31 protein-coding genes are annotated in these 25,863 nt (G+C 63.2%); 13 read left to right on the top strand and 18 right to left on the bottom strand.

Going from position 1 to position 25,863, the window contains the following annotated elements; all coding sequences use genetic code 11:
- Positions 1–30: 30 nt before the first annotated feature.
- The 14 genes from GGQ89_RS14085 to GGQ89_RS14145 all read right to left on the bottom strand — a co-directional run bounded on the left by GGQ89_RS14085 (position 31) and on the right by GGQ89_RS14145 (position 12,606).
- Entirely contained in the window at positions 31–672 is a 642-nt protein-coding gene (locus GGQ89_RS14085; RefSeq protein ID WP_240456353.1) for a hypothetical protein, read from the bottom strand.
- Positions 673–777: 105 nt separating this feature from the next.
- On the bottom strand, positions 778–2,025 hold the full coding sequence (repC, locus tag GGQ89_RS14090) for a plasmid replication protein RepC (RefSeq protein ID WP_082049419.1): 1,248 nt from the start codon (positions 2,023–2,025) through the stop codon (positions 778–780).
- A gap of 470 nt (positions 2,026–2,495) precedes the next feature.
- Positions 2,496–3,386, bottom strand: coding sequence for a replication initiator protein A (locus tag GGQ89_RS14095; RefSeq protein WP_043061531.1), 891 nt, complete (start codon positions 3,384–3,386; stop codon positions 2,496–2,498).
- A gap of 330 nt (positions 3,387–3,716) precedes the next feature.
- Positions 3,717–4,175, bottom strand: coding sequence for a MarR family winged helix-turn-helix transcriptional regulator (locus GGQ89_RS14100; RefSeq protein ID WP_061781136.1), 459 nt, complete (start codon positions 4,173–4,175; stop codon positions 3,717–3,719).
- Complete coding sequence (locus GGQ89_RS14105) at positions 4,145–4,516, bottom strand: hypothetical protein (protein ID WP_240456354.1); 372 nt, start codon at positions 4,514–4,516, stop codon at positions 4,145–4,147. The genes GGQ89_RS14100 and GGQ89_RS14105 overlap by 31 nt, the downstream gene beginning before the upstream one ends.
- A 124-nt stretch (positions 4,517–4,640) precedes the next feature.
- Entirely contained in the window at positions 4,641–4,988 is a 348-nt protein-coding gene (locus GGQ89_RS14110; RefSeq protein ID WP_043061526.1) for a hypothetical protein, read from the bottom strand.
- Between the two features lie 27 nt (positions 4,989–5,015).
- The gene (locus GGQ89_RS14115) at positions 5,016–5,417 is read right to left on the bottom strand and encodes a helix-turn-helix domain-containing protein (RefSeq protein ID WP_244955795.1); all 402 of its coding nucleotides are present in this window, start codon (positions 5,415–5,417) and stop codon (positions 5,016–5,018) included.
- Positions 5,418–6,053: 636 nt separating this feature from the next.
- Complete coding sequence (locus tag GGQ89_RS14120) at positions 6,054–6,665, bottom strand: DUF3800 domain-containing protein (protein WP_043061525.1); 612 nt, start codon at positions 6,663–6,665, stop codon at positions 6,054–6,056.
- Entirely contained in the window at positions 6,666–7,193 is a 528-nt protein-coding gene (locus GGQ89_RS14125; protein WP_043061524.1) for a helix-turn-helix domain-containing protein, read from the bottom strand.
- A gap of 312 nt (positions 7,194–7,505) precedes the next feature.
- The gene (locus GGQ89_RS14130) at positions 7,506–8,540 is read right to left on the bottom strand and encodes a site-specific integrase (RefSeq protein ID WP_082049422.1); all 1,035 of its coding nucleotides are present in this window, start codon (positions 8,538–8,540) and stop codon (positions 7,506–7,508) included.
- The gene (locus GGQ89_RS14135; protein ID WP_043061523.1) at positions 8,540–9,361 is read right to left on the bottom strand and encodes a hypothetical protein; all 822 of its coding nucleotides are present in this window, start codon (positions 9,359–9,361) and stop codon (positions 8,540–8,542) included. The genes GGQ89_RS14130 and GGQ89_RS14135 overlap by 1 nt, the downstream gene beginning before the upstream one ends.
- Before the next feature lie 259 nt (positions 9,362–9,620).
- The gene (locus GGQ89_RS14140) at positions 9,621–11,612 is read right to left on the bottom strand and encodes an ATP-binding protein (protein WP_131588978.1); all 1,992 of its coding nucleotides are present in this window, start codon (positions 11,610–11,612) and stop codon (positions 9,621–9,623) included.
- Between the two features lie 240 nt (positions 11,613–11,852).
- The gene (locus tag GGQ89_RS20375; protein WP_353653269.1) at positions 11,853–12,263 is read right to left on the bottom strand and encodes a type II toxin-antitoxin system VapC family toxin; all 411 of its coding nucleotides are present in this window, start codon (positions 12,261–12,263) and stop codon (positions 11,853–11,855) included.
- Positions 12,244–12,606, bottom strand: a complete 363-nt coding sequence (locus GGQ89_RS14145; RefSeq protein ID WP_240456355.1) for an AbrB/MazE/SpoVT family DNA-binding domain-containing protein — start codon at positions 12,604–12,606, stop codon at positions 12,244–12,246. Before GGQ89_RS14145 ends, GGQ89_RS20375 begins: the two co-directional genes overlap by 20 nt.
- Before the next feature lie 136 nt (positions 12,607–12,742).
- Here GGQ89_RS14145 and GGQ89_RS14150 point away from each other — a divergent pair, with 136 nt between their 5' ends.
- Positions 12,743–13,396 (top strand): recombinase family protein, encoded by a 654-nt coding sequence (locus tag GGQ89_RS14150; protein ID WP_056432838.1) that lies wholly within the window; start codon positions 12,743–12,745, stop codon positions 13,394–13,396.
- A 261-nt stretch (positions 13,397–13,657) separates the two neighbouring features.
- On the opposite strand, the gene GGQ89_RS14155 is transcribed toward GGQ89_RS14150, so the two are convergent.
- From GGQ89_RS14155 to GGQ89_RS14165, 3 genes are all read right to left on the bottom strand, one after another.
- Positions 13,658–14,161 carry a DsrE family protein gene (locus GGQ89_RS14155; RefSeq protein WP_018251190.1) on the bottom strand — a complete coding sequence of 168 codons (504 nt, stop codon included), beginning with the start codon at positions 14,159–14,161 and terminating at the stop codon, positions 13,658–13,660.
- 70 nt (positions 14,162–14,231) lie between these two features.
- Entirely contained in the window at positions 14,232–14,642 is a 411-nt protein-coding gene (locus tag GGQ89_RS14160) for an ArsR/SmtB family transcription factor (protein WP_018251191.1), read from the bottom strand.
- The gene (locus GGQ89_RS14165; RefSeq protein WP_018251192.1) at positions 14,639–15,262 is read right to left on the bottom strand and encodes a peroxiredoxin; all 624 of its coding nucleotides are present in this window, start codon (positions 15,260–15,262) and stop codon (positions 14,639–14,641) included. The genes GGQ89_RS14160 and GGQ89_RS14165 overlap by 4 nt, the downstream gene beginning before the upstream one ends.
- A gap of 84 nt (positions 15,263–15,346) precedes the next feature.
- On the opposite strand from GGQ89_RS14165, the gene GGQ89_RS14170 reads away from it, so the two are divergent.
- From GGQ89_RS14170 to GGQ89_RS14225, 12 genes are all read left to right on the top strand, one after another.
- Positions 15,347–16,264, top strand: coding sequence for an MBL fold metallo-hydrolase (locus GGQ89_RS14170; protein ID WP_380773692.1), 918 nt, complete (start codon positions 15,347–15,349; stop codon positions 16,262–16,264).
- Positions 16,264–16,701 carry a YeeE/YedE family protein gene (locus tag GGQ89_RS14175; protein ID WP_170172224.1) on the top strand — a complete coding sequence of 146 codons (438 nt, stop codon included), beginning with the start codon at positions 16,264–16,266 and terminating at the stop codon, positions 16,699–16,701. Before GGQ89_RS14170 ends, GGQ89_RS14175 begins: the two co-directional genes overlap by 1 nt.
- The gene (locus GGQ89_RS14180; RefSeq protein WP_018251195.1) at positions 16,701–17,126 is read left to right on the top strand and encodes a DUF6691 family protein; all 426 of its coding nucleotides are present in this window, start codon (positions 16,701–16,703) and stop codon (positions 17,124–17,126) included. Before GGQ89_RS14175 ends, GGQ89_RS14180 begins: the two co-directional genes overlap by 1 nt.
- An 18-nt stretch (positions 17,127–17,144) precedes the next feature.
- Positions 17,145–17,579, top strand: a complete 435-nt coding sequence (locus GGQ89_RS14185) for a protein tyrosine phosphatase family protein (protein WP_018251196.1) — start codon at positions 17,145–17,147, stop codon at positions 17,577–17,579.
- Entirely contained in the window at positions 17,576–18,808 is a 1,233-nt protein-coding gene (locus GGQ89_RS14190; protein ID WP_018251197.1) for an NAD(P)/FAD-dependent oxidoreductase, read from the top strand. The genes GGQ89_RS14185 and GGQ89_RS14190 overlap by 4 nt, the downstream gene beginning before the upstream one ends.
- Complete coding sequence (locus GGQ89_RS14195; RefSeq protein ID WP_018251198.1) at positions 18,805–19,587, top strand: sulfite exporter TauE/SafE family protein; 783 nt, start codon at positions 18,805–18,807, stop codon at positions 19,585–19,587. Before GGQ89_RS14190 ends, GGQ89_RS14195 begins: the two co-directional genes overlap by 4 nt.
- 29 nt (positions 19,588–19,616) lie before the next feature.
- Complete coding sequence (locus GGQ89_RS14200; protein ID WP_234419289.1) at positions 19,617–20,396, top strand: TlpA disulfide reductase family protein; 780 nt, start codon at positions 19,617–19,619, stop codon at positions 20,394–20,396.
- Positions 20,393–21,019, top strand: a complete 627-nt coding sequence (locus GGQ89_RS14205) for a DsbA family protein (RefSeq protein WP_056432835.1) — start codon at positions 20,393–20,395, stop codon at positions 21,017–21,019. Before GGQ89_RS14200 ends, GGQ89_RS14205 begins: the two co-directional genes overlap by 4 nt.
- A 47-nt stretch (positions 21,020–21,066) precedes the next feature.
- Positions 21,067–21,663 carry a DsbA family protein gene (locus tag GGQ89_RS14210; RefSeq protein WP_243403061.1) on the top strand — a complete coding sequence of 199 codons (597 nt, stop codon included), beginning with the start codon at positions 21,067–21,069 and terminating at the stop codon, positions 21,661–21,663.
- Positions 21,664–21,684: 21 nt separating this feature from the next.
- Entirely contained in the window at positions 21,685–22,572 is an 888-nt protein-coding gene (locus GGQ89_RS14215; protein WP_018251202.1) for an MBL fold metallo-hydrolase, read from the top strand.
- Complete coding sequence (locus GGQ89_RS14220) at positions 22,569–23,525, top strand: c-type cytochrome (protein ID WP_056432833.1); 957 nt, start codon at positions 22,569–22,571, stop codon at positions 23,523–23,525. Before GGQ89_RS14215 ends, GGQ89_RS14220 begins: the two co-directional genes overlap by 4 nt.
- 104 nt (positions 23,526–23,629) lie before the next feature.
- The gene (locus GGQ89_RS14225) at positions 23,630–25,063 is read left to right on the top strand and encodes a transposase (protein ID WP_232834220.1); all 1,434 of its coding nucleotides are present in this window, start codon (positions 23,630–23,632) and stop codon (positions 25,061–25,063) included.
- A gap of 23 nt (positions 25,064–25,086) precedes the next feature.
- On the opposite strand, the gene GGQ89_RS14230 is transcribed toward GGQ89_RS14225, so the two are convergent.
- Positions 25,087–25,731 carry a recombinase family protein gene (locus GGQ89_RS14230; protein WP_038069700.1) on the bottom strand — a complete coding sequence of 215 codons (645 nt, stop codon included), beginning with the start codon at positions 25,729–25,731 and terminating at the stop codon, positions 25,087–25,089.
- Positions 25,732–25,863: the final 132 nt, after the last annotated feature.

A 25,863-nucleotide genomic window follows, 5' to 3' on the forward strand; every position in this document is an offset into this window, starting at 1 on the left:
TCACTCAATTGAACAGGCGGGGTCGCGCGATCAGTCGCTCTTTGTCAGCGCGCGCGGCTGGAAATGGTATTTCGTGACGTTCTGAGGTGTTGCGTAGGTCTCGTACGCCGCCAGCCAGTCGCGACTGATGGCTCGTTGCGCGGTTGCTAGCGGAAGCCGGTGCTCGCACACGAGCCGCCACAGAACGAAGGCGAGTGCATTCTTGTCATCCGCATTCGCTTGTCCGCGGCGCGGTTGAAGCCAGAGATTGCCGGCATCGAATGGTGCGCCGCCTAGAGAAATCGGAATGAGGTGATCAAGCTCATAGTCGGCCAATCGTCCGTCTGGATATTGCGCCTGCATCATCCGCCGCTTCAGGGGACCGGTGACACCGTAGGAGGGGCGCATCGATCGGGAATATCCCGGTCGACAGATCGTCCTCCCAATGTTCCCTTGCGTGATGCGAGCGTCGATCGAGCCTCTCACATCGGGCGGCGGCAATCGTCCATCGATACCCAGCGGAAGCGGCGGACGCAGGATCGTCGACGCGAGACTCTGGACAGCCTCGCAAAACGGCTCATCGCATCGGGCGTTTCCCGAAAACGGCGCGCCAATCGCATGGCTCAAACCGCCGTGCCACCATGCAAGTACGGCAAGCACCCCTGCACCGACGATCAGCGCCAGCCACCTCATCGCCCGCCTTTGGGACCGCAGGTGCAGGTGAAAATCTGAATGGATCCGTGTCGAGACATAGTCCACGTTTACCACAGGACGTTATTGGACGCCAAGTCAGGTTTGTCAGTGTGCTGCCATTCGTTCGGTCCGGAATCCCCACAGGCTCTTTGCAAGATCGAGTTCGTCGCGCTTTGCCTTGCCGATCATTCCCGTGAAATATGCGCCTGGCGTCAGCCGAATTTCCGACCGCGAATGGCGTTCGGCGGTAATCATGATCGCCACCGCTGCGGCATCCGGCCCAAGCTTTTCCAAGGCGTCCACATAGACCCCGATGCGGATCCCGAGATCGTTGCGCAGCCGAGAGGCGGCCCGATGAATATCGGACCACGCGGGTCTGCTGTTGCCGACGTACATCGCGGTGGTCGGGAACATCTCCATCAACTCTGCTGGACGAGTGTTGAAGCGACTGTTCGACGGTGACGCCGAGAGGTCGGCTGGAGGTGGAGCGGAACCGATTGGATCAGAACTACAAGCTCGCTCAGCCCGTACATCTTTGATGGGGTGAGGGCTGGTTTGTATATGTATGAAGGGCTCATTTTTTGACCCTGACCCATCATTATCTTCAGGAAACATACATTCGTCGATGGTCGTGGCAACGAGTTGCTCGACGTGCGGCAAACGGCTGAGTGCAGCCCGATAGAGATCACTGTCACGCACGGAACGCGCCTGCGCTGCAGCTTCAGCCACGCTATCGATGGCTTCCTGGAGGGCAAACCACCGCGGGCCCGTCAACCGCATATCGGCTGCTTGCGCGAGTGCCTGACCAACAATCCGGCTAACGCGGGCAATCTCCTGCCGACCCTCCTTGAAGAGCCGAGATTGTGCCGAATAGGCATCGGCGCGCTCGCGAAGCTCCTCGAAGCGGATGCGAAGCGGCGAGAGGTCGACACCAAAGGCGGTTGAGATTGCACCCGTATGATCACGGCGGCCTGTGCGCCGTCCATGAGCGCTGTCGCGCGCGAGGATCAGTCCGAGCGCTCTGAGCTGCCGGAGACGGGCTTTGATCGCACTGACCGTCTTGCCGGCGTCCTCAGCGAGCGTGAGGTTGCTTGGCCAGGCGATCGGCGTGCGCCCTTCCTTCCAATCATCGGCATGGGTGTAGCTGATGAGGTGTTCGAGCGTCTGTAGCGCACCGATCCCAACGCCTAGCGCCGCTGCTGAGCGCTTGACGACGGCGAACACCGCTTTCCGGTCGACCGTCGTCGGCGCATCGACAATCCTAGTCTCGAGCGCGCGTGCGATCTGGCGGGAGAAGGCCGTGATCGGTCGGGCTCCCGTTCCCCCCGTAAAGGCATTCTGGGTATAGGTCATCGTTCGTCCCCTCGTTCGAGGGGCCGTCAGCAGGCAAAACAGAGGCGTGGCGCGAAGCGCGCTCCCTTGAACCGAGGCTCGGAAACCGGTACGTGGAAGATCTCTGAGTGACCGGTCAGCGTTTGGCGACGCTGCCACGTTGCGATTTCTGGGTGCCCGGCCTTCGTGCCGGGCATTCGTTTATGTGCTCACGGCCACCCTTTCTGTTCGGTCTCACGCTGGCCGCCGAGCGGCCGCGGAGAACATTAAGGGACGATGCCAGCCCAATCAGGGGTTCGGAAGCGGGCACGACTCGTGCTTTCGCGGACCGAAGCGAGAAAAAGTTCGTGCTTTGACGGACCGACGCGGAGTCCGTTCGTGCTTTGACGGACGTCCATTCGTGTTTTGGAGGACGCTACTTCGTGCTTTGACGGACGAAAGTTCGTGCTTTGAGGGACGCTCGTTCGTGTTCTCGCGGACCGGTCCGCGAATCAGTCGCGAATCGCGTCGCTGGTCGTCTGCTCGGCCGACAGAAGGGCCTTTTTCGGCGTCAACGTGACCAGGGAAGGGGCCGCGACCCTGCGTTTCGGGGCGTCCACTGCAGGAGCATCTGCTTCGTTGAGCAAAACCCGGTAGTCAGGAATCGAGTCCAGGTCCGCGATGCCACGCAGAACGTGGCGAAAATGCTTCAGCGTGTTCTGATAGCCAAGCTGAAGGCGCAAATCGTTCAATCCGATCTGCACGGGACCATCGATACAGGTGGAGCGCGCGACTTCGTAAAGTCGTCGTTCGACTGGACCAAGCTGGAAATAGTCCGGCGAATATTCGAGGACCCGGCGATCGCGCAGGATCGCACGGTATAGCCAGTCACAAAGGCGGACTTTCACGCCCTTGAGACGTGGTTCACCGGTCCGTGTCTTCGTATATTGGAGTTGCGCCTCGGACAGCCACGAGAAGAAGCCCGTCTGGCCTTCGCCACCGGCTTCGATGTTCGTCTTGATCTGCGTACCCTGAAGCCGTCCTAACGCATCAGAGAGGCGTGTATAGGAGCGTGCAGAACCGCTGACCCCCGTCACTCGGAAGAGGTCGTGGGCCGTAAAGTAGAACTCCTGGGCCACGCGCTCGCCTGCATCCATCTTCGAGACAAGCAAGCTCGCGATATACAGTAGGATCTCCTTGTCATAGATTGTGGCAACACCGCTGGGACCAGGGCCGATCTCTATGGAAACACTGTCAGTCTTATAGACTAAGGAGCGCTTCAGCGCAGTCTTCGACAGCGAAAAGAAGGGATAGGCCATGAGTGAGTGCTCACCGCGAACCTCGGTGAGGAGCGGACTGTCGAGGACGAAGAGGTCGCCCTGCGTGGGAGAGGTGCCCGTCATGCCGCCCAATCCCGGGTCCGCAAAAGCACGAAAGCCCGCTCGCGAAGGTCCGCGAAAACACGAAGGGCGGGAGTGCCACCGAGGGAAAACGCTCGGAACAGCGCACTATCGGAGTGAAGTTCGTGTTTTTGCGGACCGACCGCGCGCCCGATGCTGGGAGCCACGCGGAGGGTCGTTTCGACATGGAGTTCGCGCAGATTCATACGAGCCGCTGTAACAGGTTGGCGCCGCAGTTCACAGTCGTTGCTCGGGCAGGTCGCGCGTTCCTGCTACTGCTGCAAGCGCCATAGGGTCTCCTAAGTGGCTCACTAACGCGTCTCTCATCGCCGGCTATCCGGTCGCGCGGGACGATGCGATCTGGAGATCGAGCCACTCCTCTGCGGCATTCCTCAGCCGTGGAAGCATCGACACGTTCGCTCGGCGCCGATCTGCCGGGTCGGGGATGCGCTCTATATAGCCGACCGCTTCAAGCTGCTCGATATGCCTGAGCGCAGTGGTCATTGACGCCCCGCTGAGGGAGCAGAGTTGCGACACCGCGATGTCACGGTGCTCGCCCTGCGCTACATAGAGCTCAAGGATCATATCCCAGCTGGGATCGAGGAAGCGCGCCCCGGAAAAGCAGCGGGTGCGTCGACGGCGCCCGGCCAAAATCGCCTTAGCTTCGCCAAGGCGCAGGTCCGCGATCGTGCCCCCGGCAGCGGCGGCAGATAGCAGGCTTTCCTCGACGGCCTTACGCGGAAGACGGACGATGACGTCGATCAGTTCGTCGCCCGCTGATGCTGAAGCCATGATCGTCGCGATCCATTTTTCAGATAGGGCGCAGCATCACGCGGCAATCGCATCGTTCCCAGCGCAAGCGCGCCAAGCGCGAGATAGGCGTAGATACCGAGACCTGTGTGATAGGCGAAGAGTGGAATGCCGGGCAGTAACGCTCCGCACAGGCTCATAAACAGGCCGCCCAGCGCGAAGCCGGCTGCCCAGATCGGCCAGAAACGGATAGTCGTCACACCTAACCAAAAGAAGCCGCAGGCGACTCCCAGGTCCACAACCAACGTTGGAAAGTGCCCGGGATCCCAAGCGACCTTGGTAGAATAAACGCGCAGACCGGTCGTGAGAGCGAAGCCCGCCAAGTTTATTAAAACACCCAGTCGCTCAGGCCTCCCGCCGCGTACGAGAGCGAACAGAAGAACCACTGCCATTATCGCATTGAACAGTAAGGCGAGTAGAACTTCCACTTTCATACGCGGGTTCGCTTCAGGCAGTGGCCACTTCGACCGGTGATTCGATTTCGGCGTTCATCGGCGGCTTTGGGAGATTTTCTCCCCAGCTCGTCTCGTTCAGGCCGAGATGACGGCCGACCCGCTCCGTGAAGGGGTGAGCCCGCATCGCCATCTGATCCTGACCTTCGACCAGAGCAGCGAGCGCAGCTACCGTCGCTTTGACGGTTCGCTGCGCCATCGCCGGCGAGAGCCGATGAACCTCCGTCGCATCGAGCGTCGTCAAGAGGAACTGGGCGGTGTCGCGCGCCGCCAGGTTGATCGATCGCTCCGCCTTGCGAAGTTCATCCGCCACGATGCGACCAGTATTCTCGAGTGCCTGCATTACGTCTCCTTGGGCGCCGCAGCGCCGCTACCGTACCTTGAGGCCGAGCAGGAACGTCAGCGTCAGCATCACCATACCCGCGACGGTCAGGCCGATTGGAGTGAGGATCGCAATGATCGCACTCCAGATCGCCGCCTGCTTCCAGGTGAGCATGTTCGCTGCCGCCCCTGCGGTCGGCAACGGCGGTGGGAGAGGAAAGACGTGCTCATCGCTAGGTAGGACGATTGCAGGGGGCAAAGCCTCTACCCCTGCATCGTGCTCCGCGACGATCCGGGCGGCGTCGATCCGGCTCGTGGTGCCCAGCAAATTGTTAGCCTTCAACAATTGCTTATCGACAGCGCGGGGACTTGCCCCGGTTAACATCGCGATCTCCTTCGAACTTCGATGCTGGTAAACGAGACGGAGGTAGGAGAGCTGCCGTTCGCTCAATTGGTCGACAGGCGATGGTCGGTCAGAGCGCGCGGGGCTATCCGTGGCGGTTTCGCTGGCATCTGTCTTGTCGTATCCAGCGGGTGATATTTCCATGTGTCGACCCTGCAGGATGGAGCGATTCGCCGCCAGAAGTTCCGTAATCCATGTTGGGACGCGTCGTTCCAGCAGAACAGCCGGCCCGCGGGAAACGAACGGTAGCGAACCGATCCCGCGAAACTGTCATTCAGCAAACAGGCGGACGTAGCGGCGGGCAGATTGGCTCCCTTGAGATCGGGTGGTTGTCACGGTCGCAGTGCGGTACAGGCCGTCGGCTTTGCCTAGCGTCGCCGTACCCGCGGTCAGGCCGATCTGGCAGCAAGGGAGGAGAAGCGGCGCCGCCTTCCAAGTACAAGGCGTTAACGACTACCCGGTACAGGTTGTCGCCGGCTCCCGTACGGGACACGCGTGACCACTGGTACTTGTATCCGGCATGGCGAGCGCGTACATGGAGCGGGCAGGGAGACCTGCAAAGCGACTTATTCCGGCCCCGTGTTGGATGAGCGCTGTGGCTACCCAGGGTCTCAAACCCTGGTTGCCGGCCACCATTCTCCCTGACACGTTTCTGAGCCGCCCTTCGGGGCGGCTCTTTTCGTATCAGAGCAGATCGATCCCGTACTTTTCACGCAAGCCCTGCGCGTTCATCTCACCATCCACGATCCAGCGCCGCGCATAGGCCACGACATCGGCAAGCTGAAGCAGCCGGGAGGCCCCGGAATCAAGGCGGACGACCCGATTGACGCCTCTGAAGCGACCGTCGTCCTTGCGCGCCCGCTCCATCTCGGCATCAAAATCAGGGTGATCGTTATGCTGATTGACGTCGGTGATGACATCGACGTTGCCGACGCTGTCGCGCCCGAGCACTGAACGAAACCGCTTCATGCCGATCTTCACCGTCTCGACGACCGCTTGTGCATAGACGACCGGCGGGGCCCCCTGCCGCCCCTGAAAATGTTGGTTGATCATCACCACCCGATCGAGGTCGGCGCCAGCACGCAGGCGATCGAGCAGTCCTTGAAGATAGCCGTTCGCCATTTTCACGGCATGGACCTCGTTTGCATCCGCCGGCAGCAGGTCGCTGAACGCCTTGTCGAGACGCCCGGCTTCCCGAGCGAGGACGAAAAGCGCGCCGAGCTGAAAGGGGCCGCTGCCGGCGGTCCCGGACTCGTCGATGAAGCACAGCACCTTCTTGTTCAGGCCCTTCGTCACTCAGGCCTCCGCATCCGCCGGAGCCGCCGCTGGTCGGCGGCGCCGCATGCCAGGGCGGGCGACGGCCTGCCGCTTGGCACGCGCTTCTTCGGCTGCCTCACGGAAGTCCGGCTCGATCTCGGCCAGCTTGTCGACCAGTCCCTGAAGATCATATTCGTTCGAGATCTTGCCACGGTGCGACGCACGGCGTTCGATCCGGCGCACGAAGCCCGCCTCCTCCAGTTCCGCGATGTAGCGCTGCACCTGGCGCTCGCTGAGGTTGAGGCGCAGTGCAAGATCGGCCTTCTTCGGAAAGGGCTTACGGCCGGCATCCCACCAGAAATCGGCGAGCTGGATCAAAACGGCAAGCTGGGTCGGGTTGAGCCCGAGACGTCGCTGCGCGCGAAGCAGCAGCGAAGGCAACATGCAGAACCCGAGCGCGATCACCTTTGCGCCCCATTTATTGGCGGCCGCACCCGACTTTCGAGGCGCTTTCGCCGCGGATGCCGCTTCCAGCTGGCCATCTTCGCTTTCGATCTTGTCACTCATCCGATGTCTCCGTAGGCTCGCAGATGAGCGCTTGATAGGCCGAAGACAAGACTGACCGACCGGACACCTCTGCCTGGTCGGGAGGAGACAGATGCATCTCCTCGGACGAGGCAGAGGTGTCCGGTCTGAATAAGGACGCAAGTAACCCGATTAACCCGTAAACCGATTAAGCGAGATAAACAGGTACCAGACAAAGACGTCCGGTCGATTATCTTAAAGCGCAGCGGCGGCCGAGCGACCCGCCCTGACTGGACGGACGCAGAGCGTGCCCTCAAACCGGATCGGATCTCGGATCGCCACGTTGCGCGATCTTCAGAGGAACTTGTCGCCGGCGTGGTCGCGAAACGCTTCGTGATCGCGGACATAGCCGCTGACCGTCTCGATCGACCGGTGGCGGCTGTGGTCCTTCATCTTGAAAAGGTTCGCGCCTTGGCGTCCCGCCTCGGTGAGGAACCCAGCGCGCAGCGAATGGCCTGAGAACAGTTCGGGGTCGTAGCCCGCGGCGGCCGCGCGCGCTTTGACCACCAGTGCGACGCCGCGATCGCTCATCGGCTTTTCGGTCAGGCGCCCTTGTGGGGTCAATTTCCGGAACAGGAAGCCATCCGTGATCGGCGCCGCCGATATCCAGGCTTTATATAAGGCGACTGGTGCGATACGCCGGCGATCGGGAATGACCACGTCGGCGCCCCGTCCAAGCTGGTCGCCCTTGGCATGCGGCACATGGATGCGCAGACCCTCGGCCAGCTCGGTCACCTGCGAAAAACGGATCGCCACCAGCTCGGAGCGGCGGAACGCCCCGCCCATGCCAACTGCGAGCAGTGCCCTGTCGCGCAAGCTGCGGACGCTGTCGCCATCGATTGCGCGCAGCATGTCACGCAGGATATCGCCGTCAGCAGCGCGTTTCTTCGCGACCGGCTGGTCGCGCTTATCGGCACGCACGCCGCGCATCGCGCGCTCCAAGATGTTGGCGTTCACCTGATCGGTCGGCGGCGGGTGCCCCGCCGCGCGGTGGGCGAAGATGATCGCGGCGAGCCGTCGGCCGATGGTCGAGCGCGCGCGGCCCTGATCGGCGAGATCGGTCAGGAAGGCCGCAACGGTGACTGGCGTCGCTGGAAGGGTGACCAGCGCTCGCGCCGCGCACCATTGTTCGAAAATCGCCCAGTCTGACCGGTACGCACGTAGCGTCGCCGACGACGACGCACGCTCCATGTAGCGGGCGATCCGCTCCTGGTCATCGATGCCAAGCCCGGCGAGCGGCAGGTTCGCCTGTGCGACATTCACCAGGCTCTGGCGATCATCTAGCTGCGAGTGATCGTCGGCTATCGGCTCATCGTCGTCTATCGTCATCAGCCGAAGATCCCGCCAGCCCGCCATTCGCCGATGCGGGCAATCGCTTCGTCGGCGTAGGGGCGGGGGAGACCATCGTCCGGATCGCGCCAACCGGGATAAAGCTCGACGCTACCGCCACTTACACGCGCCAAGGCGATCGAGCCGCCGATATCGCTTCCTGCGTCCGCCGCGATCACCGCCTTGATCGCCCGCGCCGGCACATACTCGATGCTGCCGCCGAAACCCCCGTCGATGGCCGCACTGATCTCCGGTTTATGACTTCCCAGAAGATGGAAGCTCCCCGGCTGAGAAAGGTCAATCTCGCGCGGACCATAGAGGCGTCCGGCCTCATCACATCCGAATTTGAAGACCTGCACCGGCGGGTTGCCCGTGCGGTGCGGGGTTTGACCAACCACGAATGCCTCGAAGCGCCGCTCCGTTTCGCCGGCGTAGCGCGCGCCGATACGGCCGATCATGTCGGCAATGTCGCTGATCGTCGGAAATTTCTCGAACGCAGGGCCGTGCATCGCCTTCAGATACGAGGTCGCCAGCTGATACGTCGCGCTCGCTGGTTGAGTGTCACCAGCCCAGGCGAAGGCGATTTCGGAGTGGTAGGTTGGCGTCATGCCGGGACCGCCATCCTCGTGCTCCTGGAAGAACCGCAGCGTGATCGGGAGAATCTTCATCGCGGCGTCGGTCGTCGGGATGCGGCCATGCTCGGTCGGCATGCTGATCCGGCTATCGGCGGCCAGCCAGATGTCGCCCTCGTGGATCCACGGCTCGACCGGAAACTCCGGCGGCTCGCCCTCCCATGCTTCAATCAAGCTTCCTCGATCCATCAGCTCGCGCCGCCGCCAAACTACCACACTCGTCATGGCCGCGACCGTACCCGAAGCTGTAGGTTTTCCCGAATCAGTGGACGACGTCGCGCTCTGGAGCGTGCACCTTTAAGGGCAGACTTGAACCTGAAAGAGTGGATGTTCCGCGGCTAACGCGCAGCTGGATCTATGCAGGTTGCGCTAGCAGGTTACCTAGGTCGTATCTGCTGATGCTCGGCGCAATCGAGCACACGACGGCAGGCCAGCCCTCGACCTCCGCTCAATCACCGAAATCATCGTCATCAACCGACCCTGGCTTTGCAGATACTGAGCTCATAGGCATCAGTCTCTTTCGGCTCAGCCCAGCAGCGTGCAGTGTCGACCGGTTCCGCATCCAAGCGTCATTGACTAAGTCCTGCCACTGAATGACCTCTATCTGCCCACTATAAGCGCCGCGCAGAGGCCTAATGCGACCTTGGCCGTTCGCAGTCGTGTCCCAACTCGATAGCTGCTGGGTCAAGTCCCCCACAATGTCAGCAACAACATAACAATAGAAGATGCAATCCTTGGCTATCCTGACGCGTGAGCGTCCGAACGACTCAATTTCTCCGCCCTGCATTTGGGCTAAATACCTTGTGATCTGTTGCTCTATCTGGTCCTTGGCACCGCTATAGTTTCGCCGACCGGGTTTCTTGAATTCGACCACCATAACCCGGCGAAGCGGCTCCGATAGGTCAACCGCATCGGGCTGGTCAGGATCAGTGGAGCTCAGACCGTAAGCCAAGTCCCATAGGAATAGATCTGGCCGATCGGCCGTACCGCCTTCAACCAGTACTTCATCAAGGCGCTTGTCAGAGGAGAACGCGCGCGTGAAGGCGAGCCGCTCATCGACGATCCAGAGCTCGTGCGCCCGGCTCTTCAGCTCAGTCACGTCATCGCCACGAACGTTCATCGGGCAAATGAAGGAGTGAAGGGTCCGTTCCAGGTGATAGTCGTCGGCACTGCCATCGCGACTTCTGATCCTAGTGATGAGCTTTTCGAGTAGCTCCAGAGCAAGCTTGCGGCGCACGACGTGCTGCGCGAGGGCTAGCTGCTCCGAAGCCTGAATTTCGCGAGCTGCATCCGAGACGGTCTGGCCGAAACTGAAGGGGACGGTTCCGGCGTCAAGCGCATCAATGAGCCTTTGCAGCGCATCCTGTCGCTCCTCGTCCCGCCGGATCTGAAACTTAACGAGAAAAGAAGCGAACTCCTCTGGCGTCGCCGCATGAAGCGGCACTCGGCCGAGCTGTGTATCGTCATCGTCAAAACCGTAAGTGGGGTAGCGTTCGACGAAGGACTCGTACCGCTCCCTCCGCGTTTCGAAGTAGCGCCGCACCTGGTCTGGGATCATCTGCGATCGAACGGCATCCATACATTGCCGGCTGATCTGCTTGAGCGTTCGCTCCGTAAGGTTGAAGGCTGTTCGCCCCTCATTGACCCGTAGATCGAGGTACTCGCCCGAAACGCAGCCATGGAAGGCGAGGTCCTGTTCGCCATCACGCTCCAGACGCTCGACGCCAAGCAAGTTGTCAACCTTTCGGCTCTCGACGGTACGTCCATTGGCCAGAAGGTGCAGCTGATGAAGGCCCTCCAAACCCGTGCTCGCCTCAGGCTTGCAAAAGAAGCCGGTGATTTGGAGCTCGCCGAACTCGTCGCTCAAGATCGTTGCCTGCATCGGCTCGCCAACGACGAGGTCAGAAACCGCTTTCGGGTATTCTGTCACCTCACCGTCCACATCGACGAGGATCGTCGGACCACCACCTAGCAAAAAGTCCGCAATGAAGTGCGCGCTGAAGTAGCGCATGAAGGTGTCGGCTCGTTTGGGGAAGGGGTCAGCATACTCTCTCGTACGGAGACCGCGGAACTGCACCCTTGTGCCGTGGTGCCCGGCCGAGTCCGGCTTATCTTCGTACGTCGGCACAACTTGCTCGGCATTATTGAGGACGAACTCGAACGACCGCCGCTTGAACTCTGTGGCGTCGCGATACCCACTTTCGATAGTGATCCCGTCGAAGGCGTCTAACCAGAACAGGCGCCCCACGCCCTTGCCGCCTTTGCTCCGCTTAAAATCTGTATCGATGGTACAGAATGCTCCGTACCGCTCCTGATCGAGCCCGATCCCGTCATCAGCGACCTCAATGGTGATCTTCGCCGGGTCGCTTAGATGCGAAACGGATATGTCGATGCGTCCTTCGGACACGCGATCGTCAAACTCATCCTCGATCGCGAACATGGCATTGCTCACGGCCTCAAATAGCGGCTGCAGGCTCTGCGTAGCGTTCGAGGGCTTGGGTAGCTTTCGGACGCGGTTCTCGATGTTAGGCGTGAGCGCCGGCAATGGTCCTGTCTCCCCAACGGATCGGCCGCTTATATCTCAGGCAGCGATCGCGGCGAGCCTGTCCTTGCGCCATAGCGAACGCGTCTGCTGACCCAGTAGGTTGAGCATACCGTACCCAAAAGCACGAACTTGCGACTACACCGTCCGCGGTCGCACGTTGGTGATGGTAATGCCAACGTCCGCGCTCGCCAGAGGTCCGTCTGTCGTAAACATCTCAGCTTGCAAGTCGATCGCCAAGGCAAGACATGCCCGCTCGCCGAGGGACAGGCCGAGCGCCATCGTCGCTGGCCGAAGGTCGCCTACTATGAGCGCCTGGGCAGGAGTAAGCGGCCGGACATCGAGGTGCAGCCCGCCAAGCGCCTCACGCACGTCGTCAAGTGGCAGTCCTCGGACCCGTAGCTTGGAAATGACCTCCGCGAGGTTGGTTGTTCCAATGATGCTGCGAGTCAGGACATCGACTACCCGATCCGCCCCGGGTTCATCATTCAGAAGGCAGAGCAGGGCGGAGGCGTCGAGTACGACTTTGCTACTCACGCTCCGCCTCACGCCGACGCTCCGCGATCAGCTCGCCAGCCAAACCGACGCCTTCGGGCACATACCTACGCAGGATCGCGCGAGCACGCTCAAGTGCCTTAGGCACGGAACGTACCCGCAGCTCGCCATCGTCCACATCGACGAGAACGGTGTCACCCGTGGTGATCCCGAGCTCACGGCGCATTGCCGCCGGGATCACGAGCTTACCACCGTCCACGATCTTGACCCTCTGTGCTTCCATCTGCACCAAACCCGCTGCTCTTACCCGCCCAACGGCCTTATACCGGAGAGCAAAGTCGGACACCAGCGTGGAGGCAGGGATCGATGCACGGCCGATCACCAATATAGCGTTCATCGATGATGGAGCAGCTACTTAGACCCGGCTCGCTTAGCTAGGCTACGTAGGACCGGTAGTTGCCGATCTGAGCCGACTGCTGCATGACTGGCTCACAAGGGTATACCCAACAACGCCAAGTAGGAGTGATGAGCAGGTGGCAGGCAGCGAGGTTAGGGCGGCGCGGGTGTATTTGCGGGTAAGCACGGACGAGCAGGACCTGACGCGGCAGGAGAGCATTGTGGCTGGTGCGCGGGCGGCCGGCTTTTATGTCGCGGCCGTATACCGGGAGAAGGCGTCGGGCGCGCGACCGGACCGGCCGGAGCTGCTGCGCATGGTGGCGGACCTGCAGCCGGGCGAGGTGGTGGTGGCCGAGAAGATCGACCGCATCAGCCGCCTGCCTCTGCAGGAAGCGGAACTGCTGGTGGATGCTATCCGGGGCAGGGGGGCTCGGCTGGCGGTGCCGGGCATTGTGGACCTGTCGGACTTGGTAGCTGATAGCGCAGGCGTGGCGCGCATCGTGCTGGAGGCGGTGCAGGACATGCTGCTGCGGGTCGCGCTGCAGACGGCGCGGGATGACTACGAGACCCGGCGCGAGCGGCAACGCGAGGGCATCGAGATTGCCAAGCGGGCGGGGCGGTACACCGGCCGCAAGCCGGACCTCGCCCACCACCGGCGCATCGTAGGTCTGCGCGAGGCGGGCATGAGCATCGCGAAGACCGCGGAGCTCGCCGGGTGCAGCATCGCCCACGTCAAGCGCGTGACCGCGCTCCACCGCTCAAGGGCCGCTCAGCCGCAGAAGACTAGTTGAGTACCGTACATGTTTTACCTGCGGGTCGTGGCAGACCGAACCCCACCGCGGATTGGTCTCCGCGTGGAGCAGCAGAGCGGCATCCTGGGTATCACCGCAGGATAATCGCGCATAGTCGCTTCCAACCTGCCATTCTGACACGGGGTTCCGACACCTGTAGACCCGCGGAAAAGCTGGGGTGCTACGCAGGTGTCACAACCGGACGGTTGTGACACCGGCCGCGTTACGGACTGGAATGATAAAACAGGAAGTTCGGTACGATCAGTCAGGGATCAGCGCCCAACCACGTATCTGCAATGTCGCCATTGTGGTGAGAGCCGAGACATCGACTTCGATAGCCTTATCGACCGTGACCGGAGCGATCCCATTCCCGACTAAAGCCTGGCTGCACACTCGAACGGACACGCCTGCCCGCCTTAGCGCCGCTATCAAGGCAAGATTGGGGTTCGTCGTGGCACCGGTTTTCGTCGCATATGCCTCATCATCGGCAATAATCGGTGTCGCCGGCCCGTGGACGATCACGATCACATCTCCCTGTGCCGGCCGCACGCCGTCCGCCCCGAGCAGGTTCAGGAAGCGTGCGACCTTCTCCAGCGAGGGATTGACCTTGTCGGGAGATGACGCCGCCTTCGTCACACTGAACAGCACACGATATCGCAGCGAGTGGTCCGGCCGCTCAACCGCGCCTTCTACCGGCGTGATCCTGCCATAGCCGGCAATCACGGGTTGTTGCGCGGTGACGCCTGCTGACCCGGCACTGCTCATGACGGCCAAGCATCCTGCAACTGCGATAGCGGGAAGCCGCATCTGGTTTGTCCTTTCGAAACCGGAATGATTATCCGACCCTCGCAAATACGGCTGCGCCTATATTTTGCGGCCGCGTGGCAGCCGACGCCCCGCGCGCTCGCGACGGTCGGGAAGCGGGCGCTGCCTCATGCACGGCTAGATCATCGGCGCCGAATATCGCCTCGAGCGTGCGCACGCACATTGCGGCTGCGTCATCGGCGAGCCGGTAATGGACCTGCTTTGCCTCGCGTCTCGTCTTCACCAGCTCGGCGCGGCGCAGCTCGGCAAGCTGCTGGCTGAGGGCCGGCTGGGTCACGCCGGTCGCAGCCTCTATGTCCGCAACCTGCCGCTCACCGCCCAGCAGATAGGACAGGATCATGAGGCGCTGGGGTTGAGCGAACACGCGCAGCTTTTCGACCGCCGCATCGGCGATCGCGCGGGATTGATGGATCGCCGTCATCGATCGGCCTTCAACTGATGAAACCAGTCGGCACCGGCGCTGCACGGCAAGGCGGGCGGGAGCAGGACGTCGTCACCCGGCTGCCAGTCGGCCGGCGTATAGGCCTGCCCATCGGCCGATCGCTGCAATGCCCTCACCGTGCGGAGCATCTCGTCGACCGATCGCCCGACGTTCATCGGATACCAGTTGAGCGCACGGATGATGCCCTCAGGATCGATGAAATAGGTCGCGCGCACGGCCGAGGCGTCGCCGGCCTGTTCGTCAAGCATGCCATAGGCGTAACCCACCGCCATCGACGGGTCTTCCACGACCGGGAACGGCACCTCTACACCGAAGACATCCTTGATCGCGCGCAACCAGGCGACATGCGAATACAGGCTGTCAACCGACAGCCCGAGCAAGGCGCAGTCGAGCTCCTCGAATTGCGGTGCGGCCTTCGCCAGGGCCACGAACTCGCTGGTGCAGACCGGCGTGAAATCAGCCGGGTGCGAAAAGAACACGACCCAACGACCACGATACTGATCGAGCGACATCGCGCCCTGCGTCGTGCGGGCGGTGAAATTCGGGGCCGCGTCCCCGATGCGCAACGAGCGCGGTACGTCTGCATCCATCGTTTCCATGCTTTTCAGATGGCACGGGCAGCCCGTTGACGCAAGCGGATTACACAACTACATAAACCATGAAATCAATAATTGGAGGCGATCGTGGAATCGGCGTTGAATGAGGCAGTTGCGCAGATTGAACGTGCGAAGGCGGCGGTATCGCCGGTCGTTCACTCGTTCTTCGACGAGCCGACCAACACCGCGACCTACGTCGTCTGGGACCCCGCCACGCGAAAGGCGGCGATCGTTGACAGTGTCCTGAACTTCGACGCTGCGGCCGGTCGCACCAATACGGCGTCGGCGGATGCGGTAATCGCTTATGTGCGGGAGCACGGCCTTTCGGTCGACTGGCTGCTCGAAACCCATGCTCATGCCGACCACCTGTCTGCGGCGCCCTATCTGCAAAAGGCGCTGGGCGGTCAGCTCGCGATCGGCCGCGACATCATTCGCGTGCAGAACGTCTTCGGCAAGATTTTCAACGCCGGCACCGACTTCGAACGGGACGGCTCCGAGTTCGACCACCTGTTCGACGATGGCGACCGTTTTACGATCGGCGACATCGAGGCCATCGCGCTGCATGTGCCGGGGCACACCCCCGCCGATATGGCCTATGTCATCGGCGACGCAGTCTTCACCGGCGATACCCTGTTCATGCCGGACTACGGCACCGCACGCGCAGACTTCCCCGGTGGTGATGCGCGCCAGCTATTCCGCTCGATCCGTCGACTGATGCAGTTGCCCGACGAGACGCGGCTGTTCCTGTGCCACGACTACAAGGCTGCGGGGCGCGACCGGTATGTCTGGGAGACGACCGTGGGCGCGCAGCGCGTCGGCAACGTCCACGTTCATGAGGGGGTGGACGAAGACAACTTCGTCGCGATGCGCACCAGTCGGGACGCCACCTTGTCGATGCCCAAGCTCATCCTGCCATCGGTGCAGGTCAATATGCGCGGCGGCCATCTGCCGGAGCCGGAAGTCAACGGCACCCGCTACCTCAAGATTCCACTGGATACGCTGTGATGCCCGGATTTCCCCATGCCATGCCGCTTGCCGGCTTCATCGGCGGCCTGATGATCGGGTTCGCTGCGGCGATCATGTTGCTGGGCAACGGCCGCATCGCCGGGGTCAGCGGCATGTTCGCGCGTGTCCTCGCTCTCTCTGAAGGGGGAGCGCCTTGGATGATGGCCTTGCTTTTCACGGCGGGGCTGCCCCTGGGCGCGGCGCTGACCGCAGCCAATGTGAATGTGGAAGCTCGCTTCCCGACGTCGCTCGGGCTGATCGCCGTCGCCGGGCTGATCGTCGGGATCGGGACGCGGCTCGGCGCGGGGTGCACCAGCGGTCACGGCGTCTGCGGCCTGTCGCGCCTGTCGCCGCGGTCCATCGTCGCGACCGGCACGTTCATGGCGACCGGCATCGCCACCGTGACCCTCATGCGTCTCGCGGGAGTGGTATCGTGATGCGCCAGAGCCTTCTTTCGCTCGTCAGCGGCACGCTGTTCGGCGCCGGCCTCGCCGTGTCCGGCATGATCGATCCTGCGCGGGTACGGGCGTTTCTCGACGTCGCCGGTGCCTGGGACCCGACCCTGGCATTCGTCATGGCGGGAGCGATCCTGCCGATGGCGATAGCCTGGCTCATCGTGCGTGGACGCTCTACGCCGATCGTCGCGGAGCAATTCCATACGCCGGCCACGTCGCCGATCGACGCGCGCCTCCTCGGCGGTGCCGCCCTGTTCGGCATAGGCTGGGGCCTTGTCGGCCTGTGCCCCGGCCCCGCCATCGCCGCGCTCGCGATCCAGCCTGCCCCCGCGCTGCTCTTCACCGCTGCAATGGCGCTCGGCGCAGCCATCCACCGCTTCGCACTCATCCCACGCCGTTCGGCGTGACCGGACAGGAGACATTACATGGCCTTCAAGAAGATCACACCGTCCTTCTCGGCTGCTCCCCAGCTCACCCGGGATGATGTCGCTGCCGCCGCACAGGCGGGGTTTCGCTCGATCGTTTCGAGCCGGCCAAATGGCGAGGAGCAGGGACAGCCGAGCGCACACGAGATGGCCCGGATCGCCGAAGAACACGGCCTTGCGTTCGCCCATGTCCCGATCGTGCCGGGCAAGGCGACCGATGCCGATGCGGACCGGATGAAGGAAGCGCTGACTGCGCTGCCGGGACCGACGCTCGGCTTCTGCCGAAGCGGCACGCGGGCGGCTACCCTATGGGCGCTGGCGGAGGCGAGTCATGCCGATCCCGAAACGATCGTCGGTCAGGCCAAGGCAGCCGGGTACGACCTGGCCGATCTGAAGCCGGCGCTCGCTCGCCGGTCCGAAAGAACCGGCAAATGACCTACGACATCGTCATCATCGGAGGCGGAGCTGCGGGCATCGCAACCGCCGCCAGCATCCTGAAACGTAACGCCAAGGTGTCGATCGCGGTCGTCGATGCGGCCCGGGACCATTATTACCAGCCCGGTTGGACGTTAGTCGGGGCAGGCGTTTTCACCCCCGAACAGACCCGCAAGGCCGAAGCCGATGTCATGCCCAAGGGCGTCGAATGGATCCGGCTGCCGGCGATCACCATCGACCCCGAGCGTCAGGCGATCACCCTGGGCGACGGGGATACGATCGCCTATCGTGTCCTGATCGTCGCCCCCGGCCTGCGTTTGGCGTGGGAGAAGATCGCGGGGCTTACCGAAGCGTTGGGCCGCAACGGGGTCACGTCCAACTACCGCTACGATCTGGCGCCCTACACCTACCAGCTTGTCCAGGAATTGCAGCGGGGACGCGCGCTGTTCTCGCAACCGCCGATGCCGATCAAGTGCGCCGGCGCGCCTCAAAAGGCGATGTACCTGTCCTGCGACATCTGGCGCGAACGCGGTGTTCTCCCCGCGATCGACGTCGAATTTCACAACGCCGGTGCGGCGCTGTTCGGCGTCGCGACCTATGTCCCTGCGCTGATGGAATATGTCGAGAAGTATAGGATCAACCTCAAGCTCGAATCCAACCTCGTCGCGGTCGACGCCGATCGGCGTATTGCCACCTTCGAGCGCAAGCAGAACGGTGTCAGCGAGCGGATCGAGCGCGGGTTCGACATGCTCCACGTCGTGCCGCCGCAGGTGTCGCATGACGTCGTTGCCAAAAGTTCGCTCGCGGCGGCAAACGGCTTCGTCGAGGTCGATGAGGCGACGCTGCGCCACAAGCGATACGACAACGTCTTTGCCTTGGGCGATGCTGCGGGGACGAGCAATGCGAAGACGGCTGCGGCAGCCCGCAAGCAGGCACCCGTGGTGGCGGTCAACGCGCTCGCCGCACTCGAAGGCAAGCCTCCTGTTGTCGACTATGACGGCTATGGGTCGTGCCCGCTCACCGTCGAGCGCGGCAAGATCGTCCTCGCCGAGTTCGGCTATGGTGGAAAACTGCTCCCCAGCTTTCCGTCGTGGCTGCTGAACGGCACGCGCCCGACGCGCGCTGCCTGGTTCCTGAAGGAGCGGATGCTGCCCCCGATTTACTGGCAAGGCATGCTGAAAGGCCATGAATGGATGGCGGCTCCGCATAAGATCGGCAAAGCGGCATGACCCTCGAACCGATCCAGTATCTGCTGGGTGCGTTATCCGGCAGCCTGGTGGGCTTTACCCTCGGGCTTGTCGGCGGGGGCGGCTCGATCCTCGCCGTCCCACTCATGGTCTATCTGGTGCGCGTGCCCGACGCCCATCTCGCCATCGGCACGAGCGCGTTCGCCGTCGCGGCTAACGCCGCCACGGGGCTGATCGGCCATGCAAGGGCGCATAACGTCAAATGGCGCTGTGGCGGCATGTATGCGACCGCCGGCGTCATCGGCGCCCTGTTCGGCTCTACCGCGGGCAAGGCCGTCGACGGCGGCAAGCTCCTGTTCCTGTTCGCACTGGTCATGGTCGTCGTCGGCGTCCTGATGCTGCGCGGGCGCGGTGACACGGGCAACCCGGGGGCGGAGTGCAACCGGGAAAAGGCGCCGAAGGTGCTGGGCTACGGCCTCGGCACCGGTCTGTTCTCGGGCTTCTTCGGCATCGGCGGGGGCTTTCTGATCGTCCCCGGCCTGATCGGATCGACGGGCATGCCGATCCTGAACGCCGTCGGCACGTCATTGATCGCCGTCACCGCGTTCGGGCTGACGACGGCCGCCAATTACGCATTTTCGGGTCTGGTGGACTGGCCGCTGGCTTTCGTGTTCATCGCCGGTGGAGTTGTCGGCGGCTTGATCGGCACGCGCATCGCGAAGCGCCTCGGTACGGGCGGCACGCTCACCACGGTCTTCGCCGTCCTGATCTTCGTGGTGGCGGCCTACATGCTCTGGAAAAGCGCGGCCGCGTTTCTCTGATGGCGGGTGCGATTGCCATCGGGCCGCTGATGCTGGCCGTCGATCGCGGGCTTGCCGTGCTGTGCATCGTCGTGTTCCTTGGCCTCACGACACTGGCCGGTCGGTTCCGCTTCCCTCGCGTATCGACGGTCTCCACCAGCGCCATCGTCGCTGGACTGGTCACGGCACGGATCGGTTACGTCGCAGCGCATTGGTCGAGCTACACCGGCGCTCCGCTGTCCATCCTTGCCGTGTGGCAGGGTGGCTTTTCCCCCGTTGCAGGGCTTCTGGGCGCTGCGGCGATGCTGGCGATCCGGCTTGGCCGCTCAAGCGCGCTGGCGGCAGGCTGGGGAGCGTTGGCTGTTGCGGGTGGCCTCTGGTTCTCGCTTCAGGCGCTGATCCCTCCCGTGACCTACGGCCCGTTCCCCTATCATCTCAACCTGACAACCCCGTCCGGCGCGCCGCTTCCACTCGATCGCTTCCGTGGCAGGCCCTTCGTGGTCAACCTGTGGGCGACATGGTGCGGTCCGTGTCGGCGTGAGCTGCCGATGCTCGATGCGGTTGCGTCGCGCCCTGGCGAGGTCCCGATCCTTCTTGCCGATCAGGGCGAGGCGCAAGCGATCGTCAGCGGTTTTCTCGGCCGTGAAAATATCGGAGCGCGCCATGTCGCGCTCGACCCCGATCGTGGCCTTTCTCAAGCCCTGAAGGTGGCGGGGTATCCCGCAACGGCCTTCGTTGCGGGCGACGGCACGATCGTACAGCTCCAGCTCGGTGAATTGTCACGCGCTGCGCTCGCCGATGGAATCGAATTAGCAAGGAAACACCGATGAATCGTCGCAACCTGTTGTCTCGGGGCCTCCTGGCCGCGCTTGCCTTCGCCGCGCCGATCACGCCTCTCATGGCCCAGCAGCCCGATCTGTCGCGCAAGGCGGTCGTTGACGATCCCGTGGCTCCCAAGCGCGCCGGCAGGACCTACGACGTCACGGTTGTCGAGTTTTTCGACTATAACTGCCCCTATTGCCGTCGCATGGAGCCGGTGCTGAACGCCCTGCTTCGCTCCGACCCGAAGGTACGGGTCGTGTACCGGGACTGGCCGATCTTCGGACCTGCCTCGCGTGAGGCGTCACGCGCGGCTGTCGCGAGCCAATGGCAGGGCAGGCATGCCGCCTTTCACGAGGCCCTGATGACCTCGCCGGCGCGGCTCGACAGCGCGGGCGTCAAGGCAGCGGCTGCCAAAGCCAAGGTCGACTGGCCCCGTCTGCAACGCGATTTGAAGAACCGTGGCGCCGAAATCGACGCGCTGCTTACGCGCACCGATAGCATCGCCCAGGCGATCGGTTTCAACGGAACACCAGCGCTGATCGTCGGCTCGCAGGTCGTCGCCGGTGCTGTCGATCTCCCGACGTTGCGTCGTCTCGTCGCGGAAGCGCGCAAAAAACCAGCGGCGCGCTGACCATGCCCGGGCCGCTCAATCGGAGACAGCTTGCCGGCTTGGGCGCGGTGGTCGTGGGTGGTTGGGCAGTCGGGCAGGTTCTACGGCGTACCGCCCCGATCGGGCGCGACGTCGGGCCGACCGCCGACCTGATCCTTGCCGGTAACGGCTCGCCCGAGGACGGACCTGCCGATGCTACGCTCCGGCTTGCCGTGTTCACCGACTATCGTTGCCCGGCCTGCCGTCATGGATTTTCCGCCCTGGAAGAGGCTGTGCAACGCGACGGCAAGGTGCGGGTCATCTACAAGGATTGGCCCATCTTCGGTCCGCCATCCGAACGTGCCGCAAGCGTGGCGCTCGCGTGCGCCGAACAGGGAGTTTACCCGACCGTCCATCGTGCGTTGATGACGGACAGCCGCACGATCGACGACGACGTGTTGCGGGACGTCGTGATGCGCGCTGGCGGCGATTGGCTGCGCGCGATGACCTGGCTTGCCGCCCACGCGGACGCTGTCGCAGCCCGCCTGCGGGCGAACGGACAGGAAGCCTATTCGATCGGACTGGCGGGCACCCCGGGTTATCTTGCCGGTCCCATGCTGGTGATGGGCGCGATCGACGCCAGCGATTTCCAACGGCTGTTCGCGCGTGCGCGGGAAGAAAGCTGACGATGCGAGAGGATACGAAACATGATCGAGTATAATCACAAGGGCATGACGGTTGCGTCGCTCCATGACGAGCGCACCGGCAGCTTCCAGTATGTCGTGGTCGACGAAGCCACGAAGACCGCCGCGATTATCGATCCGGTCCTCGACTTCGATCCCCGTGCCGGTGCGACCGCAACCGACAATGCCGATATGATCCTCGAATATGTCCGCGCCAAGGGACTTACTGTGGAATGGGTGCTCGATACCCATCCCCATGCCGATCACTTCTCGGCCGCGCCGTATCTCGCGGAAAAGACAGGGGGCAAAACCGCGATCGGCACCAAGGTCGTGGAGGTGCAGAAGCTCTGGCAGGACATCTACTGCCTGCCCGACCTGCCCGTCGATGGTAGCCAGTGGGATCGCCTGTTCGCCGATGGCGAGCAGTTCAGGATCGGCTCGCTCGACGCGCACGTCATGCTGTCGCCCGGCCACACGCTCGCCTCGATCACCTACGTCGTCGGCGACGCGGCGTTCGTCCACGACACGCTGATGGTGCCCGACAGCGGCACCAGTCGGGCTGACTTTCCAGGCGGCAACGCGCGCGCGCTGTGGCGCTCGATCCGGGCGATCCTCGAACTGCCGCCCAGCACCGCGACCTATGTCGGCCACGACTACGGCAAGGACGGGCGCGAAGTCTTTGGACGATCGACCGTGGCGGACCAGCGTCGTGACAACATCCATGTGCACAACGGCATCGGTGAGGCCGAGTTCGTCGCCACCCGCGAGAAGCGCGACGCAACCCTGCCGCTGCCGGACCTGATGCTTGCCGCGCTCCAGGTGAACATCCGCGGCGGTCGCCTGCCGGAGCCGGAGGCGTGCGGCACAGCGTTCCTCAAGGTGCCGCTCAACCACTTCGGCGCGGGCAAATGACCGAACCAACGCCGCCAACGCCCGGTGATGATGGCGATGCCCAGCGTATCATCTTCGCCATTACCGCCGCGCTGCTCGTCCTCGTCGTCACCTACAAGGTAGGGCAGTCTGACGCGCCCGTGCAGGCACCCGTCGAGGTAGCAGCGGACGCCGCCTTTTCGCCACCGGCGGAAAGCACCATCCCCGCCGGGCCGGACGGCGACGCGATCCGGCGCGGTCGACTGATCTTCACCGCGAGCGCGGCTCATGCCGGCCAGTACGTCGGCAACGGCCTGACGTGCAGCAACTGTCACCTCGATGCCGGGCGGAAGGCCGATGCGTCCCCGATGTGGGCGGCCTGGGTCAGCTACCCAGCTTATCGCGCGAAGAACGGCCGGGTGAACACGATGGAGGATCGCATCCGCGACTGCTTCCTCTACTCGATGAACGCGCCCGCCTCGAAAGCCGGCGCCCCGCCGCCCTTTGGCGACGATATCTACCGCGATCTCCAGAGCTATTTCGCCTGGCTCGCGACCGGCGCGCCATCCGGCAAGCCGCTGCCCGGTCGCGGGTTCATAAAGCTCGCCACAACCCCGATCGGGCACGATCCGGTTCGCGGCGCGATTGTGTTCGCCGGCCAGTGCGCATCATGCCACGGTGCGAACGGCCAAGGGCAGGCGAACCCGGACGGCAGCTATACTATCCCGCCGCTGTGGGGAGCGCGCTCCTACAATTGGGGTGCGGGCATGACCGGGCTGGCGTCGGCTGCCGGGTTCATCAAGGCCAACATGCCTTATGGTGAGGGCAACACGCTGACGGATCAGCAGGCGTGGGATGTCGCCGCCTATGTCGATAGTCGCGAGCGACCCCGCGATCCGCGGCAGACCGGGACTGTCGAGAGCGCACGTAAGCAGTTTCACCCCAAAGGGGACTATTATGGTCAGGAGATTGACGGAAAAATGCTTGGCAGCTGATCGCTCGGCTTCCTAACCAGTGTCACAACCGAACGGGCCTGTTGAAAAATGCCGGACATGCCGGGTTGCTCCTTCGTTTCACCCCTGCCGAAAGGAGCGTCGCTATGATGGGACCAGCCTGTCGCGGTAAGCGGGAAGGGGCGTCCCGCCGCACCATAGAAGCCATGTTGCCCGCAGACCACCTGCTGCGTCGCGTCGATCGATGTCTCGACATCGGCGAGTTGAGACAGGCACTGGCCGGTCACTACAGCGCAAGGGGACGGCCATCGATCGATCCCGAACTCCTCATCCGCATGGCCTTGGTCGGCCGCATTTACGCGATCACGTCCGAACGGCGCCTGTGTGAGGAGCTGCGCTACAATCTGGCCTATCGCTGGTTCTGCCGTCTCGCGCCGGGAGACAAGGTTCCGCACCACTCGACGTTCAGCAAGAACCGGCACGGTCGTTTCCGCGATGCCGACGTGTTCCGGATCCTGTTCGAAAGCACGGTCCGACGCTGCATCAGTGAAGGACTGATTGGCGGAAAAGACGCCGCGATCGATGCATCGTTCATAGCTGCGGATGCGAGCTGGCAGCGCAAGACCGTTCCTGGCTACCTGCCGTATGTCGCCAACGCGTCGCGCGCGGTTAGGGAGTGGGTGCACGACACAGGAGATGCCGTCTTTGAAATGGCGCGCTCGAAAAGCTGCCAAGGCGTCTCTCGAACGGACCCTGCCGCGGCTTGGTCGGCGCGAACGGTGCGTGGCCGGTTCGGCTACGCCCTGAATGCGCTGGTCGACACCCCGAGTGGCGTCGCTCTCGATGTGAAGGCGACACCGGCTCGGTTCGCGGAGGAAGTTGATGCGGGGCGCGTCATGCTCGAGCGATCGGCCGATCGCTTTGATTATCGTCCCAAGCGGGTTGCGGCCGACAAAGCCTATGGCAGCGCCAACTTCCTCGGCTTCGTAAGGGATCACGGCGCAATCCCGCACATTCCGGTAATCGACCGTACGCAACAGACCAAGGGCAAGCTGCCGCGAACGGCCTTCAGCTATGATCGTGACATTGACAGCTTTACCTGTCCGACCGGAAAGCCGCTCCGACATCATGCCTTCCATCTGCCCACCGGCGTACACCGTTATGCAGCCGATGCGCGTGACTGCGAGGCGTGCGTGCTTCGGAAGAAATGCACGACGGCGCGGCGTCGTACCCTGGTTCGGCTGGACGATGAGGACGTCCGCGATCTTGCCAGAGCCGAAGTGGAAACCGGGCTCTACAAGCGGTCTATGCGGTTGCGGCGCGGGGTTGAACGGTTCTTCGCTGACGCCAAGGGTAAGCATGGCATGAGGCGGCTTCACCTGCGCGGTATCCGCGGAGCGGAAGAAGAGTTCCTGATCGGCGCGGCGGTGATGAATCTGATGGTCCTGGCGCGACCCCAGCGGCTGACGGGCAAGCCGCGCCGGGGAGTATGCGTCCCCGCAGCGCTGACGCCGACTGCGATCTCGGCCCGGTCGATTGAACACGACGTGATCGCCTCGCCTGCTCGACGATATGCCTGATCGCTGAGGCGCGGCGTGATCTATCACGCGGCTTGCAGCCGTTCTTTGCGGTATGGCACACCGTCGAGCAGTGCCTGGCCCGGCGCCTTGGGCGTGCCGTCACCGTTCACGTACATATAGAGTGTCGTCGTCGTCATCCCGAGACGGCGCGCGACATCGGCTGCGATCGCGTTGCGATCGGACATGGCGGCCATCGCTATCGCCAGCGTTGCCTTGTCCATCTTGCGGGGTCGCCCTCCCATGCGCCCCCGCGCGCGTGCCGCGGCAAGGCCGGCCTGTGTGCGCTCGGCGATCAACTCGCGCTCGAACTCTGCAAAAGCGGCGAAGATGCCAAAGGCCAGGCGGCCGTTGGCGGTGGTGGTGTCAATCTGCGCGCCGGCGCCGGTCAGCACCTTCAACCCAATGCCGCGCTCACGCAGCGCCTCGGCGGTGATGACCAAATGCCTCAGGTCGCGTCCGAGGCGATCCAGTTTCCAGAGCACCAGTGTATTGCCGGGCTGCAATGCCTTGAGACAGGCAGTCAGGCCGGGACGTGCATCATGACGACCCGACGCGAGATCCTCATAAATGCGCGAGGCATCGACGCCTGCGGCGAGCAGCGCATCGCGCTGCGGTGCCAGCGTCTGCGATCCGTCAGCCTTGGACACCCTCACATATCCGATGAGCATCGCCACCCCGCCAGAAAAGATATCTGACACCCTGCAATGTGCTGGTGGTTTCCGCAACGGGTATTCCGACCACAAGGCAGGGGGGACGAGGCAAAAACAGCAATCGCCAGAAAACCGGTCGTTTTTCTGGCG

Origin of the sequence: Sphingomonas yabuuchiae (genome assembly GCF_014199595.1) — a bacterium.
Lineage (GTDB): Bacteria > Pseudomonadota > Alphaproteobacteria > Sphingomonadales > Sphingomonadaceae > Sphingomonas > Sphingomonas yabuuchiae.